Annotated in this window: 11 protein-coding genes; 7 read left to right on the top strand and 4 right to left on the bottom strand. The window is 69.3% G+C overall.

The genetic code is table 11. The features are described from left to right. The first annotated feature begins 2 nt into the window (after positions 1-2). Positions 3-1,115 carry an NADH:flavin oxidoreductase gene (locus QH276_RS13740; protein WP_280406752.1) on the top strand — a complete coding sequence of 371 codons (1,113 nt, stop codon included), beginning with the start codon at positions 3-5 and terminating at the stop codon, positions 1,113-1,115. 73 nt (positions 1,116-1,188) lie between these two features. Further along, positions 1,189-1,779, top strand: a complete 591-nt coding sequence (locus QH276_RS13735; RefSeq protein WP_280397811.1) for a hypothetical protein — start codon at positions 1,189-1,191, stop codon at positions 1,777-1,779. A gap of 184 nt (positions 1,780-1,963) precedes the next feature. On the opposite strand, the gene QH276_RS13730 is transcribed toward QH276_RS13735, so the two are convergent. Further along, positions 1,964-2,707, bottom strand: a complete 744-nt coding sequence (locus QH276_RS13730) for a CPBP family intramembrane metalloprotease (RefSeq protein ID WP_280397812.1) — start codon at positions 2,705-2,707, stop codon at positions 1,964-1,966. A gap of 169 nt (positions 2,708-2,876) precedes the next feature. Here QH276_RS13730 and QH276_RS13725 point away from each other — a divergent pair, with 169 nt between their 5' ends. Continuing rightward, a complete protein-coding gene (locus tag QH276_RS13725) occupies positions 2,877-4,409 on the top strand; it encodes an alpha/beta hydrolase (protein WP_280397813.1) in 1,533 nt (510 codons plus the stop codon). Here the strand turns inward: QH276_RS13725 and QH276_RS13720 are convergent. Both QH276_RS13720 and QH276_RS13715 read right to left on the bottom strand, forming a co-directional pair. Beyond that, positions 4,378-5,382: a pseudouridine synthase gene (locus QH276_RS13720; protein ID WP_280397814.1), complete on the bottom strand. Its 1,005-nt coding sequence runs from the start codon at positions 5,380-5,382 to the stop codon at positions 4,378-4,380. The genes QH276_RS13725 and QH276_RS13720 overlap by 32 nt on opposite strands. Before the next feature lie 51 nt (positions 5,383-5,433). After that, positions 5,434-6,135: a siderophore-interacting protein gene (locus tag QH276_RS13715; RefSeq protein WP_280397815.1), complete on the bottom strand. Its 702-nt coding sequence runs from the start codon at positions 6,133-6,135 to the stop codon at positions 5,434-5,436. A gap of 522 nt (positions 6,136-6,657) precedes the next feature. Between QH276_RS13715 and QH276_RS13710 the strand changes: the two genes are divergently transcribed. The 4 genes from QH276_RS13710 to QH276_RS13695 all read left to right on the top strand — a co-directional run bounded on the left by QH276_RS13710 (position 6,658) and on the right by QH276_RS13695 (position 13,848). Next, entirely contained in the window at positions 6,658-7,710 is a 1,053-nt protein-coding gene (locus tag QH276_RS13710) for an AMP-binding protein (RefSeq protein WP_280397816.1), read from the top strand. A gap of 172 nt (positions 7,711-7,882) precedes the next feature. Beyond that, a complete protein-coding gene (locus QH276_RS13705; protein WP_280397817.1) occupies positions 7,883-8,824 on the top strand; it encodes a methionyl-tRNA formyltransferase in 942 nt (313 codons plus the stop codon). A gap of 154 nt (positions 8,825-8,978) precedes the next feature. Next, entirely contained in the window at positions 8,979-12,512 is a 3,534-nt protein-coding gene (locus QH276_RS13700; RefSeq protein ID WP_280397818.1) for an amino acid adenylation domain-containing protein, read from the top strand. Between the two features lie 46 nt (positions 12,513-12,558). Beyond that, entirely contained in the window at positions 12,559-13,848 is a 1,290-nt protein-coding gene (locus QH276_RS13695) for a SidA/IucD/PvdA family monooxygenase (protein WP_280397819.1), read from the top strand. 91 nt (positions 13,849-13,939) lie between these two features. Here the strand turns inward: QH276_RS13695 and QH276_RS13690 are convergent, their stop codons facing one another. Further along, entirely contained in the window at positions 13,940-14,992 is a 1,053-nt protein-coding gene (locus tag QH276_RS13690) for a beta-ketoacyl reductase (RefSeq protein WP_280406751.1), read from the bottom strand. Between the last annotated feature and the right edge of the window lie 437 nt (positions 14,993-15,429).

Below are 15,429 nucleotides of genomic sequence, written 5' to 3'. Positions count from 1 at the left end.
TTCTGTCCAGCACGCGAATCGGGTCCTTGCGGCTGCGTAATCGAGCCGTCGTGGCGCCGATGTCGCGGGTCAGTACCGCCGGGGACGGTGTGCCCACGGCGGCCATGGCCGAGTACTACGCGCGGTTCGCCGCGGGCGGGTTCGGACTGATCGTCACCGAGGGCACCTATACCGATCGGCGGTTCAGTCAGGCGTATCCCGACCAGCCCGGGATCGTGACCGCCGGCCAGATCGCGGGATGGCGGGCGGTCACCGACGCTGTGCACGCGGCCGGCGGGATTGTCGCGCTACAGCTCATGCACGCCGGAGCGCTGGTGCAGGGCAACCGCCACAGCGACCGGACGATCGCGCCGTCCGCGGTACCGCCGAAGGGCGCCAAAATGCCCGCCTACGGAGGTGCGGGCGCGTTCGCGGTGCCCGCGGCCGCCACTCGCGCGGAAATCCACGAGGCCATCGAGGGGTTCGCGGCCGCGGCGGGGAACGCGCGGGCGGCCGGATTCGACGCGGTGGAGATCCACGGCGCGAACGGGTACCTGATCGATCAATTCCTGACCGGCTACACCAACCTGCGGGAGGACGAATACGGTGGCGGCCCGGCCGGGCGGGTGCGGTTCGCGGTGGAGGTGGCGGGTGCGGTGCGGGCCGCGGTCGGAGCGGGTTTCCCCGTGGGGCTGCGGCTTTCGCAGACCAAGGTCAACGATTTCGCTTACCGCTGGTCGGGGGCCGCCGAGGCCGAGACGATCTTCCGTGCCGTCGCCGGTGCCGGCATCGACTATCTGCACCTCGCCAGTGAGGGCCGGGACTGGTACGACACCGCAACGCTGGACACCGGCGAAACGATCACGCGACTCGCCCGGCAGGTCACCGGTCTTCCGGTGCTGGTGAACGGCGGTATGCACGCACCGGATCTGGCGGCAGCGGTGCTCGGCGAGGGCCACGCCGATCTGGTGACACTCGGCCGTGGCGCGCTGGCGAATCCGGATTGGCCGCGCACGATCGCCGAAGGCTGCGGTCCGGCCGAATTCGACCGGGCGATGCTCACCCCCGACGTGACCCTCGCGAGCCAGGACGCCTGGGAGCGGATACACCGGGGTGAGGCCAGTGTGGCCCGATAACCGGGCGGCGAAATGTGATATAGGGGAGGGTGGTTGACCGGGTGGGGAGGGGTGGCGTTACGGTGTACGGGCTATGAGGGACGCTGCGACAACGATTTCGGGGGCCTGGCGGAGCGAGGACGGAACGGCGGTCGCCTTCCGTGATGCCGCAGTGGCCTGGGCCATGGCCGCTCATGAGGTGCTGGCGGAGACCGCAACGGAGTACGGGTACTTCGTCACGGTGCAGGAGCTGGCGGAGCGGGTGCAGGAGATGTCGGGCGTGCGTACCGACGCGCCGACCCGCACGTGGATGGACGCGATTCTGCGGAAGGTGGCACGGCGCTGCCACAACGCCGGGGAACCGCCGCTGACCGCGTTGTGCGTGAAGCGGAATCTGAAGGTGAGCGACAGCTACAAGTATGTGCTGGAGCTGGCCGCACTGCCGGTGCCGGCGGATATCGAAACGCATGCCGCGTACGCCCGCTGGGCCTGTTACGCGGCGTACGGTGCCGATGTTCCCGCCGACGGTGGGGCCCCGCCGCTGATCCCGCGCGGTGGGTCGGTGCGGCGCACCGGCGGCTCGGTCGCGACGCGTCCGGCCGCCGCGAAAACCGAGACCAGGACGGTCGTATGCTCGAGCTGTTTCATCCAGCTGCCCGCAACCGGGATCTGCGAACACTGCTGACACCCTGACCAGCTGCCGGGGGTCGGTCCGCGGCGGCCCACCGCCCGGTACCGGGATATTGCCTCGTTGCCTCGTGTCCGCCCGCGGCGAGACAGATACCTGCGGGCTCATCCGCGAATGCTGCGCTGGAGCTCGACTGCGAGTACGTGGGGAAGTGTGCCGCTCGGGAGGCGCGGGAGCAGCGTCAGGCCAAGGTCGTATGCCAGAGGAAGGCGGCGGCGAGGGCGCCCGCGCCGTTGACCGCCCAGTGCAGGGCGATGGGTGCGAGCAGACTGCCGCTGCGGTGGCGGAGCCAGGTGAACACGACCGCGGCGGCCGCGGTGGCGGCGACGGCCAGCAGTATTCCGGTGATCTGACCGAGCAGGCCGCCGCCGAGTACACCGGAGAGGCCGCGGTTGCCGGCGGTGAGTCCGAAGGACGAGGCGATATGCCAGAGGCCGAACAGTAGTGAACCGGCGGCGAAGACCCCGCGGGCGCCCCAGAGGCGGTCGAGGGTGCCGTGCAGGACCCCGCGGAAGGCGAGTTCCTCCGGGATCACGGTTTGCAGGGGGATGACGATCATGGAAGCGATGAGCGCGCCGGAGATCGTGGCGTAGCGGTCGGCGAGGAAGAACGGCCGGGTCAGGGGCAGGGCGGCGCCGAGGGCAACGACGGCCAGTACCACCCCGATCGCGGCGAGCGCGTATTTGGTGCCGGTACGCCAGTGCCGCGGTGAGAGGCCCAGTTCCGACCAGTGCAGGCCGCGGCGGCGCATGAGCGCCAGCAGGACCACGGCGGCTGCCGGCACGCTGACGATATTGGCCCAGGCGGTGGTGAAGTGGGCGATCAGGTTGGTGCAGGTGAGCACGACCACGACCACCGCGACATCGATGTAGGCGTGGATTCTGTGCCGCGGAGCAGCCGTGTTCTCGACAACCGGGTGAAGCATTCGGCCCAGTGTACGGATCGGTTGCGAGGTGCCTGCGGGCTTGTAACAGGTCGGTCCGGCGACCCGGCGGGGCCGCCGGTGCTCGACTAGCATGGCGGCGCGGCGGCTTGTGATCTTCGGGCCTCGCGCAGCGGTATCCGCCTGTTGTTCCCGGGGAAAGTGGGTTGTGATGTCGACCGGCGAGAAGGGCGCCGAGCGGCGTCCGGCGCGTGTCCGGTGGCGGGCCGCAGGGTGGCTGCTGGCGGTGATCGTCCTGGTCGCGGTGGTGCCGGTCCTGGCGGGAGACCGGATGCGGTTTCCGTATTACAGCCAGGAACTGGAGTGGGCGCTGTGCGACACCCCGTCGGTCGATACTCCCGGTGTCGAGTGTGCGGAGGTGCGGGTCCCGCTCGACTATTCCGACCCCGACGGCCGCTCCCTCACCGTGGTGATCTCGCGGGTACCGGCCACCGATCCGCACCTGCGGCGCGGGATCCTGATGTCGAATCCGGGCGGGCCGGGAGCCGCGGGGCTGGACAGTCCGGCGCTGCTGGGCGATGTGCTGAGCCCCGATGTACTCGCGCAGTACGACCTGATCGGCATGGATCCCCGGGGGATCGGCGCCTCCGATCCCGCGGCGCCCTGCGGTTGGCCGGTTTCCGAGGCCGTGCGGTCGGCCGGGCCCACCGCGGCCGGGTTCGACGAGGAGGTGCTGTTCGCCGCCGAATTGGCCGCGGCCTGCCTCGACGGGGATACGGAGAAGCTGCGGCAGCTCACGACCCGCAACACCGCGCGCGATATGGACCTGATCCGCGCGGTCCTGGGGGAGGAGAAGATCAACTTTTTCGGTCTGTCGTACGGGACATATCTGGGTTCGGTGTTCACCGAGATGTTCCCGCAGCGCAGCGACCGGATCGTGCTCGACAGCGCGATCGACCCGGACCGCTACTGGACCGGCCTCGTCCAGGATTGGGGACCGGCCGACGAGATCGCGTTCGACGATTGGGCCCGCTGGGCCGCCGCCCGCGACAACATCTACCGGCTGGGTGCCACCCCGCAAGAGGTCCGCGCGACGGTGGACGGGCTGTACCAGCGGACCGCCCGGGAACCGATCGTGGTCGACGGCTATCCGATCGACGACCATATCTTCCCGTTCATCCTGCACAACCTGCTGCGCGGCTACCAGGTGAACGACATGCTGGCCGCGACGGTGCGCGATATTGCCGACGCCACCGCGGGCGATACCGGGAGTTCGGCCGAATCCGGGCTGGCAGACCTGCTCGAGGCGCTGTTCACGGGAGAGAACTCGGAATTGATGTTCGTCGCCTGCGGTGACGCCGACGCCCCGGACGATCCGGAGTGGTACCGGCGCAATATCGAGCACACCCGTGCCACCCAGCCGCTGTTCGGGGCGCTGGCCAACAATATCCAACCGTGCGCGTTCTGGCCGGCGCCCGTGGAACCGGCGACGGTGGTGCGCAACGAGGTGCCGGTGCTGATCGCGCAGGCGACCGGTGACGCGCGGACACCCTACGGCGAGGCGCTCCAACTGCACCGGCATCTCGCCGGGTCGCGGTTGGTGACGCTGCAGGATGTCCGCATCCACCTCACCTTCCGGCCCGGGTTGAGCAGTTGTGTGAACGACGCGATCAACAATTACCTCGGCACGGGCCGGCTGCCCGCCACGGATATCACCTGCACGGCCGACCAGCCGGTGCCGTGACCGAGGGACGGCCGGCCGGGCGCACTACTGCCGCGGGGGGCGGGCCTGCGGCCCAGCCGTGCGGGTCGGTCCAAGCCTGGAGCGTTCGCGTGGATTCGAATCGCCGGAGTTCGCCGGTGCGGGGGTCGGTGAATTCGAGGGTCGCGGCGAGTAGTTGCAGGGGGCGGCGGTAGTCGTCGAGCTGTTTATCGGTGATCACCGGGTAGAAGTCGTCACCGAGGATGGGGATGCCCAGTGAATTCATATGCAGGCGTAGTTGGTGGGTGCGCCCGGTCGCCGGGTGTAGCCGGTAGCGGCCCAGGTCGCCGCGCTGGTCGAGCAGTTCGATACGGGTGCGTGCGTTCGGCGGGCCCGGCACCTCCTGCGCCGCGAGGACGTGTTTCTCCTTGATGATCCGGCTCTCCAGCTGGACGGGGAAATTCAGCTCGGGCCGGTGGCCGGCGACGGCTTCGTATTCCTTACGGACCTGCTGCCGCTGGAACATCGTCTGGTAGGCGCCGCGGGCGGTGGGATCGATCACGAACAGCACCAGGCCGGCGGTGGCGCGGTCGAGCCGGTGCGCGGGGATGAGATCGGGCAGGTCGAGTTCGCGGCGCAGCCGGACCAGCGCGGTCTGCAGGATATGGCTGCCGCGCGGGATGGTGGCCAGGAAATGGGGTTTGTCGGCGACCAGGATGGTCTCGTCGCGGTAGACGACCGGGATATCGAACGGCACCGGGTGCTCGTCGGGCAGGTCGCGGTGGAACCAGATCGCGCCGCCGGGAACATACGGCGCATCCGGGCCGAGCGGGCCGTTCAGGTCGACTATCTCGCCGGCCCGCAGCATGGCGTCGATCCGCGCGGGTGCGACCCGCGGCAACCGGTGCACCAGATGGGCACGCAGGCTCGGCCAGTCGCCGTCGTCGGGGAGCCGCAACCGGGCCGGGTCGAGCCCGTGCCGTTTCGGCAGCGGGGGCTGCTGCCTTCTTCGCATCGTCGCAGCATAGTCGGCGCGACCGGGGTGGCCGCGCCGTGGACCGGCCCGCTACTTCCAGTAGCCCTGGGCCTTGATCTGCGCCTTCGGCAGGGTGGTGCGCAGTGACTTCACGATGGCGCGCGTGGTGGCGGTATCGCAGGCAACCCAGGCGAACGCGTCCGGGGCAACGGTGAGTTCGTCGGCCGCCTCGCGCATGGCGCGGCCGTCGTCGATGCGCTGGAGCCAGGTCACCGTGTGGTGCGGCTTGTTCCGGACGGGCAGGGTGGTGTCGGATTCGTACTGCCATTCCAGCCAGACCCGGGCGGGCGTATCACCGATCGCTTCGAGCAGGGTGTTGATCGCGGGCAGTGAGGCGCTGTCGCCGAAGATCACGTACTCCCCGGGAGTGGTCGCGGGCAGCTGGAAATTGGAGCCGAGTACGGAGGTTTCGATCACCTCGCCCACCTGGGCGCGTTCGGCCCATTGGCTGGCCGGGCCGCTGTGCACGGCGAACTCGATGTGGAAGTGATCGTTGTCGGGGTCTTGGTCGATCAGGGTGTATCCGCGGTGGTGCAGTTTGTCGGATTCGGCGTCGGGGATCCACAACCGGATGAACTGGGTGGGATGGACCGGGTGATCGGCGAGCAGCCCCCCGGCGGTGAAGCCGATACGGACGTATTTATCGGTGATCCGCTCGGTGGAGGTGACCGTCAGCCGGTAGTCGTCGGCCCGCCACACCTTCATGATTACGCCATTACTGCCTCTTCCCATGGAGGTTAGCTTAACCTAAGTTTCCGATCGTCTCAGGGTATGTCGCGGGGTCTTTCGGTCACGGAGTCCGGCGGCGGGGAAGTTGGCGGCGGATCTGTCGCGGGCCTGGTTTCGCGCCGGCCGGATCATTCCTCGACGGCGGCTGGATCGTGGCGCCGGGACCCATGCGGAACTGCTGACTCCGCGGCCGGTACGTGGATTCCGGAACGAGCGATCGCGGGCGGGTGGCCGCCGAAGGGAACAGGCCGTGGGGTAACGGAATTGCGGTTCCGGCCGGGTGGACACGGAATTCGGTCCGGTCGGACACGACACGCCCGGACGGTGTGTTAGCTTAGCCTAAGCAATAAGGCCGATAGGGCGGGAATGCGGTCTGGAGAAACCTCACTCTCGCCATGTAAGGTAAGGCTAAGTTAAAGCGTCACGTCGGTTCGGCTCACCGCCGCACCGAGGAGTAGAGGAGAACCGGTGCCCGATCGTGCTGTCGTCGGCGCCGGCTCCGCCGCCCGTAGCAGGAGGTGACTGATGACCGTCGTCGACGATATCAGGGGTGTCGAACCGCTGGCCCTGCCCAGTATGACGGCCGTCGAGCGTGAACGGATTCTCGGCGAATGGGCGGCGGGGGTGGAACCCTACGACGTATCCGCGCTGGTCACCGTGATCCGGCACGGTCATATGGTCCCGGAGAGCCGGGTGGCGGCGCGCTGCGCCGACGAGGTGCTCACCTACGGTGATCTCTTCCGCGGTCACGACCGGCTCCAGGGTGTGCACCGTTCGTCCGCCGTGCCCACCGCATCCGGAATCAGCACGCTGCTGGCCGAATTCATCACCGCCACGCGCGTCGGTGTCGGGCGGTTCGGGGGCGACGGTTTGCTCTTGGGGGCCGACGCGCTCGCGGTGGCGGTGGCGGATCGGCGCGGTGTCGCCGCCGATCGCCGCCTGCGCCGCACCGACCCCGCGCTGCGGCCCGCGGACTGCCGGCTGCTGGCCCTGCCGTGGAGCGATCCGCAGAACTGCGTGGACCTGCTCGCCGCCTGGGCCTGTGGGGCCTGCGTGGTGGTCCCGACCGAACAGCAGCGCCGGGATCCGGCCCAGCTGGCCGGACTGATCGAGACGTACGGGGTCACGCAGGTCGTCGCGGAGGCCGAACTGCCGGTTCTACTGATGGCCGAGGGGATCGGCGCGTTGCCGACCGTGGCCCGCTGGGATCTGGTCGGCACCTACGGTGGTTCGGCGCTGACCGAAGCCGTCCGGTATCTCTCGCCGGATGCGGTGGCCACGGTGGCATTCCATTCGCCGGCCTATCTCGGGGCCGTCGCGCGGGGGCCGCTCTCGCCGACCGGCTGGGTACGGCCGGTGCCGGGGGCCAGAGTGCTGCTCCTGGACGAGGAGCGGCGGCTGTTGCCGCCCGGTGTCGTGGGAGATGTATACGTCGGTGGACGGTCGCTCGGTGCCGAAATGGCCGGTGGTGATCGGGACCGTTTCGTCCGCGACCCCTACGACCCCGACGCCCGGTTGTTCCGGACCTCGCACCGCGGCTGGTGGACTCGGGAAGGCCGCCTGATCATCGAATCCTGAACCAGAGGTCGCCGGCGCCGAGCCGGGTGCGCACGCCGGTCGGCCCCGGTGGTTCACAGCCGGTCTCGGCTCCGGCCGGCGGAACGGCACCGAGGCCGGAAGGCTCCGCGCAGCGTGCCGCCGGAACGGGTGCCGAAATGACAATCCGGATACACACAGATGGGGTTTCTTCATGCGTATCGTCTCGTTCGGGTTCCAGACCTGGGGGCGAAAGACCTTGCAGGCGTTGATCGATTCCGAGCACGAGGTGGTACTCGCGGTCACTCATCCGGCGAGTGAGGATTCCTACAAGGGGATCTGGTCGGATTCGGTGGAGGAACTTGCTCGGGAGCACGGGATCCCGGTTCATCTCACCGAGCGTGCGGATGCCGAGACCATCGATCTGGTCAAGCGGGCCGAACCCGATGTGATCGTGGTGAACAGCTGGTACACCTGGATGCCGCCGGAGCTGTACAACATGCCCACACACGGCACGCTCAACCTGCACGATTCGCTGCTGCCGAAGTTCACCGGGTTCTCGCCGGTCCTGTGGGCGCTCATCAGCGGGGCAGACGAATTCGGGCTCACCGTGCATCGGATGGACGAACAGCTCGACACCGGCGATATTCTCGTGCAGCATTCGCTGCCGATCGGCCCGGAGGCCACCGGCACCGAATTGGTCCTCGCCGGTATGGAACTCATTCCCGGTGCGGTGCACGAGGCGCTCGACGCCCTCGCCTCCGGTACCGCGGTGTGGCGTCCGCAGGACAAGGCGGCCCGCACCTATTTCCACAAGCGCTCCGATCGCGACAGCCGGATCGATTGGCGCACTCCCGCTGTCGATCTGGAGCGGTTCGTGCGGGCGTTGTCCGCGCCGTATCCGCGCGCGTTCAGCTACTACCGCGGTGAGCGGATCGAGGTGCTGGAATCCAGTGTGTCCGCAGCACGTTACGGCGGGACGCAGGGGCGGGTCATCGTGCAGGAGGGCGGCGGTGTGGTGGTCTGCGGGCCGGACGCCTACCGGGGTGAGAACCACGGATTGCTGATCACCCGGGTCCGCGATGCCGGCGGGGCCGAGCACAGCGGTGCCGAATTCTTCCGCCGCGGTGGGTATTTGACCGACGCGCCCGAGTAGGGCGGCCGTAGCGCGGTATGCGATCACCCGTGTCCGGAGTAGCGGATACGGGTGATCGGCATGTCCGGGCGGCGATGCGGCGTTACTTCGCGGATAAGGTTAGGCAAGCCTATGTAAATGGGTTACGCTGCTTGCGCGGTATTTCCGCGGAGTGATGGGAGTGGCAGCGGTGGCGGAGTCAGGGCAACACGCCTCGGCGATCGGTATGGACGAGGTCCGGGCCGCGGTCGCCGAACAACTGGGTGTCTCCGCGGACGATCTCGCCGCGGACGCGGATCTCATTCAGCTGGGCCTGGATTCCATCCGCACCATGAAGCTCGCCGGCCGCTGGCGGAAGAAGGGCAGCGGTATCACCTTCGCCGAACTGGTCGCCGCGCCGACTCTCGCCCAGTGGTATCGCCTGCTCGCCGCCCCGCAGCCGGAATCCGGTCCGGAGATCGCGCTACCGGGCGAAAGCGCTGCGCCAGAGCAGAGCACGGCCGGTGCATCGCAGTCGGACGCCGCGGCGGAATTCGAGCCCTTCCCGCTGGGGCCCATGCAGCACGCGTACTGGATCGGCCGCTCCGACGAACAGGAACTCGGCGGGGTCGCGGCGCATCTGTACGTCGAATTCGATGGTGCGGGCCTGGTTCCCGACCGGCTGGAGCGGGCGGTGGCCGCGCTGACCGCGGCCCATCCCATGTTGCGCACCAGGGTGCTGCCCGACGGTACGCAGCAGACGTTGCCCGCGCCCGTGCGGCCGGTGTTCACGACGATGGACCTGCGCGCGGAATCCGCCGCCGCCGCGGCCGCCGAACTGGAGCGGATCCGCGAGCGAATGACCCATCAACGGCTCGATATCGCCGCGGGCCAGATGTTCGAGGTGGTGCTGAGCCGGTGCCCCGGCGGCCGGACCCGGCTGCATCTGGACGTCGATATGATGGCCGGTGATGCGCTGAGCTACCGCATTCTGGTCGCCGATCTGGCCGAGCTCTACCACGGCCGCGAACTCCCGCCCCAGACCTACAGTTATCGCCGTTACCGCACCGAACGCACCGTCGATCCGGTGGCCCGCGAGCGTGACCGGCAGTGGTGGCAGCAGCGTCTGCCCGAACTGCCGGGCGCCCCGGAACTACCGGCCCCGCCGGGCGGTCAGCGCGCAGACGAGCGCCGTACGGTCCGTTATCACCATCGGCTGGCGCCGGCGGACCGGCAGCGGTTGCTGGCCGCGGCGCACGAACGGGGTATCACCCCGGCCATGGCGCTGGCGGCGGTGTTCGCCGAAACCATCGGGGGCTGGTCGGCGCAGAGCCGGTTCCTGCTGAATGTGCCGCTGTTCCACCGGGAACCGGTGCATCCCGGGGTGGACCGGGTGGTGGGTGATTTCAGTTCGTCGATCATGCTCGAAGTGGACGTCACCGCGAATGTGACCGTCACCGAGCGGGCCCGCGCCCTGCAGCGCACCATGCACGAAAGCGGTGCGCATTCGGCGTATTCGGGCCTGGAGGTGCTGCGTGATCTCGGCCGGCATCGGGGTGAGCCGGTACTGGCGCCCATCGTCTACACCAGTGCGCTGAACCTGGGTGAACTGTTCGCCGAGACCGTCACCGCGACCTTCGGCGAGCCGGTGTGGATTATTTCGCAGGGTCCGCAGGTACTGCTGGACGCACAGGTCACCGAGGTGAACGGCGGGCTGCTGCTCAACTGGGACGTCCGCGAATCGGCCTTCCCGGCCGGCATGGTCGAGGTGATGTTCGCCCGCTACACCGAGGCCGTGACCCGGTTGTGCGAGGGAACCGCCGGCTGGGAAGCGGAGGCGCCGGTGCGGTTACCGGTGGCGCAGGCGCAGGTGCGCGCCAAGGTCAACGCGACCGACGGTCCGGTGAGCGGACGCTGTCTGCACGAGGGGTTCTTCGCGCACGCCCGGACGGACCCGGACCGGCCGGCGATCGTCTGGACCCGTGACGGCGTGGACGGCGCACTCACCTACGGGGAGTTGGCGGACCGGGCGCTGGCGGTCGCGGGAGCGTTGCGCGCGGCCGGCGTCCGGCCCGGCGGCACGGTCGCGGTGCAATTGCCGAAGGGGCCCGACCAGATCGTCGCTGTGCTGGGTGTGCTGGCCGCCGGTGGCGTCTACGTGCCGATCGGATTCGACCAGCCCACCGGCCGCCGGGCCGAGATCCTGCGGACCGGGGATATCACGGTGGCGCTCACCGTGGACGGTGCCGATATGGGGGACGCGGCGATTCGCTGTCTGTCTATTGCGGCGGCGGCGCGGTTCGCCGAACCGGCGGCCACGCCGGTCGCTCCGGATCCGGCCGCCCTCGCCTACATCATCTTCACCTCGGGATCCACGGGGGTGCCCAAGGGCGTCGAGGTGCCGCACGCCGCCGCGATGAACACCATCGACGCGGTGAACGACTGGTTCGCGGTGGGCCGTGACGACCGCGTACTCGCTGTGTCCGCCCTGGAGTTCGACGCCTCGGTCTACGACATCTTCGGTATGTTCTCGGTCGGCGGTTCGCTCGTGGCGCTGGACCCCGCGCAGCGTGCGGAGGCGACCAGCTGGGTGGATCTACTGCGCCGGCATCGCGTATCGATCCTCAACTGCGTGCCCGCCATGCTCGATATGATTCTGGAGATCGGCGGCGACGACCTCGGTGATTCGCTGCGTGCGGTGACCCTCGGCGGCGACTGGGTGGGCGCGGATCTGGCCCGGCGCCTGGCCCGCCAGGTTCCGGGCTGCCGGTTCTCCGGTCTGGGCGGGGCCACCGAAACGGCCATTCACAACACCATCTGCGAAGTCGTAGACCCGCCGGAACACTGGTCGACCGTGCCGTTCGGGGTGCCGCTGCGCAATGTGCGGTGCCGCGTGGTCTCCGCCGCCGGCCGGGACTGCCCGGATTGGGTACCCGGTGAGTTCTGGGTGGGCGGGGCGAATGTGGCCGCGGGCTATCGCAACGACCCCGAACGGACGGCTGCCCGGTTCGTCGAACACGACGGATTGCGCTGGTACAAGACCGGCGATATGGCGCGCTACTGGCCCGACGGCACGATCGAATTCCTCGGCCGCACCGATCACCAAGTGCAAATCCGCGGGTACCGCGTGGAACTCGGCGAGGTCGAAACCGCGTTGCGGACAGCGCCCGGGGTACGGCACGCGGTCGCGGCAGTGGTGGACTCCGGTGCGCCGACTCTCGTGGCGGCGGTGACCGGTGGGGTGGACGACGCGGCGGCGATCGTCGCGGCCGTCTCGGACCGGTTGCCCGGCTATATGATCCCGGCCCGGATCGAAATCCTGGACGAGATGCCGTTGACCGATAACGGGAAACTGGACCGCCGGGCGGTGCAGGCTCGCTTGGCCGCGGACCCGGCGGCCACGGTCGGGAACGCGCCGCGCGACGAGGTGGAAGCCGCGCTACTCGATATCGTCTCGGGCGTTCTGGGCGGGGCCGCGATCGGCGTGCACGACGATTTCTTCCGGCTGGGCGGGGATTCGGTGCTGGCCACCACCGCGATCGCGCGGATCCGCGAATGGCTGGACGCCGAACAGGCGCTGGTCGCCGATATTTTCGCCGCGCGTACGGTCGCGGCACTGGCCGCGCGGCTGACCACGGCCGATCCACAGCCCGGCCGATTGGCGCAGGTCGCACGGGTGTACCTGGAGGTCGCGGGGATGAGCGACGACGAAGTACTCGCGCAGACCTAGCCGGGTGTCCGGCTCGGTGGCGTGGGAGTGAGAGATGGGAGAACCGGTGGACAGACTTCTGGTGCTGGGCGCGGGCCCGAAAGCCATGGCGGTCGCGGCGAAAGCGCATGTACTGCGCCGGCTCGGAATGCCCGCCCCACAGGTGACCGTCGTGGAAGCGCATGCGGTAGGCGGGAATTGGCTGCCCAGCGGGGGATGGACCAACGGTCAGCACCGGCTCGGTACCAGCCCGGAGAAGGATATCGGGTTCCCGTATCACTCGGTGTGGGCGCGGCACCGCAACCGGGAGATCGACGAGGCCATGCTGGCGTTCAGCTGGACCTCGTTCCTGGTGGAGCGTGGCACCTACGCCGAATGGGTCGACCGCGGGCGGCCCAGCCCGCAACACCATCTCTGGGCCAAATACCTGCAGTGGGTCGCGGACAAGGCCGAAGTGGATGTGGTCGCGGGTGCGGTCCGCAAGGTGTCGGCGGGCGCCGAGGGCTGGCTGGTCTCGGTGGTCGACGCCGACGGGTTCGCCACCGATATCGCGGCGGAGCGGCTGATGATCACCGGCCCCGGCAACAGCCGCCGGGCCATGGCCGACCATCCGAAAATGCTGAGTATCGCCGATTTCTGGGATCTGGTCGGCCGCCGGCAACTGCCGGTGTCGTCGCGGGCCGCGGTGATCGGCGGCGGCGAGACCGCCGCCTCGGCCATGGACGAACTGGTGCGCCACGATGTGCTCACCGTATCGGTGATCTCGCCGGCGGCCACCATCTACACCCGCGGCGAGAGCTACTTCGAGAACTCGCTGTTCAGCGATCCCGCCAAATGGCGCGGGCTCAGTATCGAGGAACGCCGCGATGTGGTGCGGCGGACCGACCGCGGCGTGTTCTCGGTACGGGTGCAGGAAAATCTGCTCGGCGACGCCCGGGTGCATCATCTGCAGGGCCGGGTGGTGCAGGTGGCCGATCAGGACGGGGGTGTCGCGCTCACCCTGCGCAACGAGAACCGGCCGGACCGCGTGCACGCCTTCGACCTGGTGGTGGATGCCACCGGCGGGCAGCCGCTGTGGTTCCTGGACATGTTCGATACCGATGCGGCCGATCTGGTGGAACTGGCCATCGGCGGGCCGATCACCCAGCAGCGCCTGGAATCGTCGATCGGCTACGACCTGGCGGTATCGGGTCTGGACACCAAGCTCTACCTGCCCAACCTGGCCGGTTTGGCGCAGGGGCCGGGGTTCCCGAACCTCAGCTGCCTCGGGCAGCTCTCCGATCGTGTACTGGGCCCGGCACCGGACCGGTTGCGCTCCGGTGCCCTCCGGATGCGCGGGAATTCCGCCGCGCGTTGACCGGGACTCCCGGCGCCTGTGCCGACCGGGTCCACGGTGGTGGAGATGCCGTGGGATCCGCTCCCGCGGCATCTCCGTCCTACCCTCGAGCTCAGGTGGACGCGGCTCCCGAGAGGTGGCCGACGATAGAGTCGGCGGTGGCGCCACCGAGCAGGTCGGATACCTCCAGGTCGTACCCCAGCTCGCTGCTGATCCGCCGCCGGAACTCCAGAGCCTGGAGGGAATCCAGGCCCAGGGCCACCAGCGAGCGGGTGGTGTCGAGGCTGCCGGTATCGTCGGCGCCCAGGACCTCGGTGAGTATTTCGGTCACTCGGCGGCCGGTATCCGCGACGGGGACGACGGGGGCGGTCGCGGCGGGCAGCGCCGGTGTAACCAGCTCGGAGAGCACCGGGCCGTACCCGTAGTAGCCGAGTACCGAATGGCCCCGGTCCCAGTCGAAGGCGGCCACGATTGCGTTGTGGCGGATTCCGCTCAGCCCCAGTGAGATAGCATCCGACGAGCTCATCGGCAGATATCCGACCGCGGCGAGTTGAGCCATATCGGTGTCGTTCTGTCCGCGATATACCGCCCATTGACCCCATTGGACGGACACACAATGGTGTCCCGCGGCACGGGCCCGCTCGGCGTAGGCGTCCAGCATGCGGTTCGCGGCCGCGTAGACGATCTTGCCGCGGCCGCCGAGAGTTGCCGCGAGCGACGAGAAGAGCACGGTGTGGCAGTTGCCGGCAGTCGGTAGCGAGTCCAGCAGGTTCTCGATATCGATTACTTTACTGCTCAGTACCCGGTGCGCCAGGTCGACGGTTACCGCCTCCAGTTGCAGTTCGGCCACCCCGGCGTAGTCGGCGGCGGCGTGCAGCACGAGATCCAAGGGTTCGTCGTGGAGTAGCTCCGCCAGTCGTGCCACTGTTGCCGGGGTGCCGATATCACCGGCCACGACGCGAATCGTGGTACTGCCGGACTGCCGGAGCGGCCGGAGCGCTGCGGCGGTCTCGTCGGTTTCCCCGGACCGGCTCACCAACGTGATGTGCGCGGCCCCGGCCCGGACGAAATGGGCGCAGATCTGCAGGCCCAAACTGCCGGTACCGCCGGTGATGAGGATGTTCGCCGGCGCGATGGCCGGACCCGCGGACCCGGCAGCGTGCAATCGCTTCGCGTACAGACGTTCATCGCGCAGCGCGAGCTCGGATTCGCCGGTGGTATGCAGCGCGGTCAGGATCGAACGTGCTGTGGAATCGGGCGCGAGGTCGAGGTGGGCGAAGGTGATACCGGGGAATTCGGTTCCGACGCAGCGGAAGCCCGCTGCGGCGGCAGCGGCGACGGGATGCGGCGCCGGGTCATCCTCCGATACCGACTCACCGCCGGTGGTGATGAGCCAGCAGCTGGTGATGCCCTCGGAAAGCCCGGGCCACCAGGCCCGGGCGCCGAAGAACTCGGCGGCGGGGGGGGGGGGGGGGGGGGGGGGGGGGGGGGGGGGGGGGGGGGGGGGGGGGGGGGGGGGGGGGGGGGGGGGGGGGGGGGGGGGGGGGGGGGGGGGGGGGGGGGGGGGGGGGGGGGGGGGGGGGGGGGGGGCGGGCCGCCCGG

This window comes from Nocardia carnea, from assembly GCF_029869215.1.
In the GTDB taxonomy this organism is placed as follows: domain Bacteria; phylum Actinomycetota; class Actinomycetes; order Mycobacteriales; family Mycobacteriaceae; genus Nocardia; species Nocardia carnea_B.
Note: the sequence above shows the minus strand (reverse complement) of the source record. Positions and strands in the feature narration are given on the sequence as shown.

Coding starts and splice junctions, on each gene's coding strand:
- QH276_RS13725 (WP_280397813.1), top strand. CDS start 2,877: ATGTCGACCGGCGAGAAGGGCGCCGAGCGGCGTCCGGCGCGTGTCCGG.
- QH276_RS13710 (WP_280397816.1), top strand. CDS start 6,658: ATGACCGTCGTCGACGATATCAGGGGTGTCGAACCGCTGGCCCTGCCC.
- QH276_RS13700 (WP_280397818.1), top strand. CDS start 8,979: ATGGGAGTGGCAGCGGTGGCGGAGTCAGGGCAACACGCCTCGGCGATC.
- QH276_RS13705 (WP_280397817.1), top strand. CDS start 7,883: ATGCGTATCGTCTCGTTCGGGTTCCAGACCTGGGGGCGAAAGACCTTG.
- QH276_RS13730 (WP_280397812.1), bottom strand. CDS start 2,707: ATGCTTCACCCGGTTGTCGAGAACACGGCTGCTCCGCGGCACAGAATC.
- QH276_RS13720 (WP_280397814.1), bottom strand. CDS start 5,382: ATGCGAAGAAGGCAGCAGCCCCCGCTGCCGAAACGGCACGGGCTCGAC.
- QH276_RS13715 (WP_280397815.1), bottom strand. CDS start 6,135: ATGGGAAGAGGCAGTAATGGCGTAATCATGAAGGTGTGGCGGGCCGAC.
- QH276_RS13735 (WP_280397811.1), top strand. CDS start 1,189: ATGAGGGACGCTGCGACAACGATTTCGGGGGCCTGGCGGAGCGAGGAC.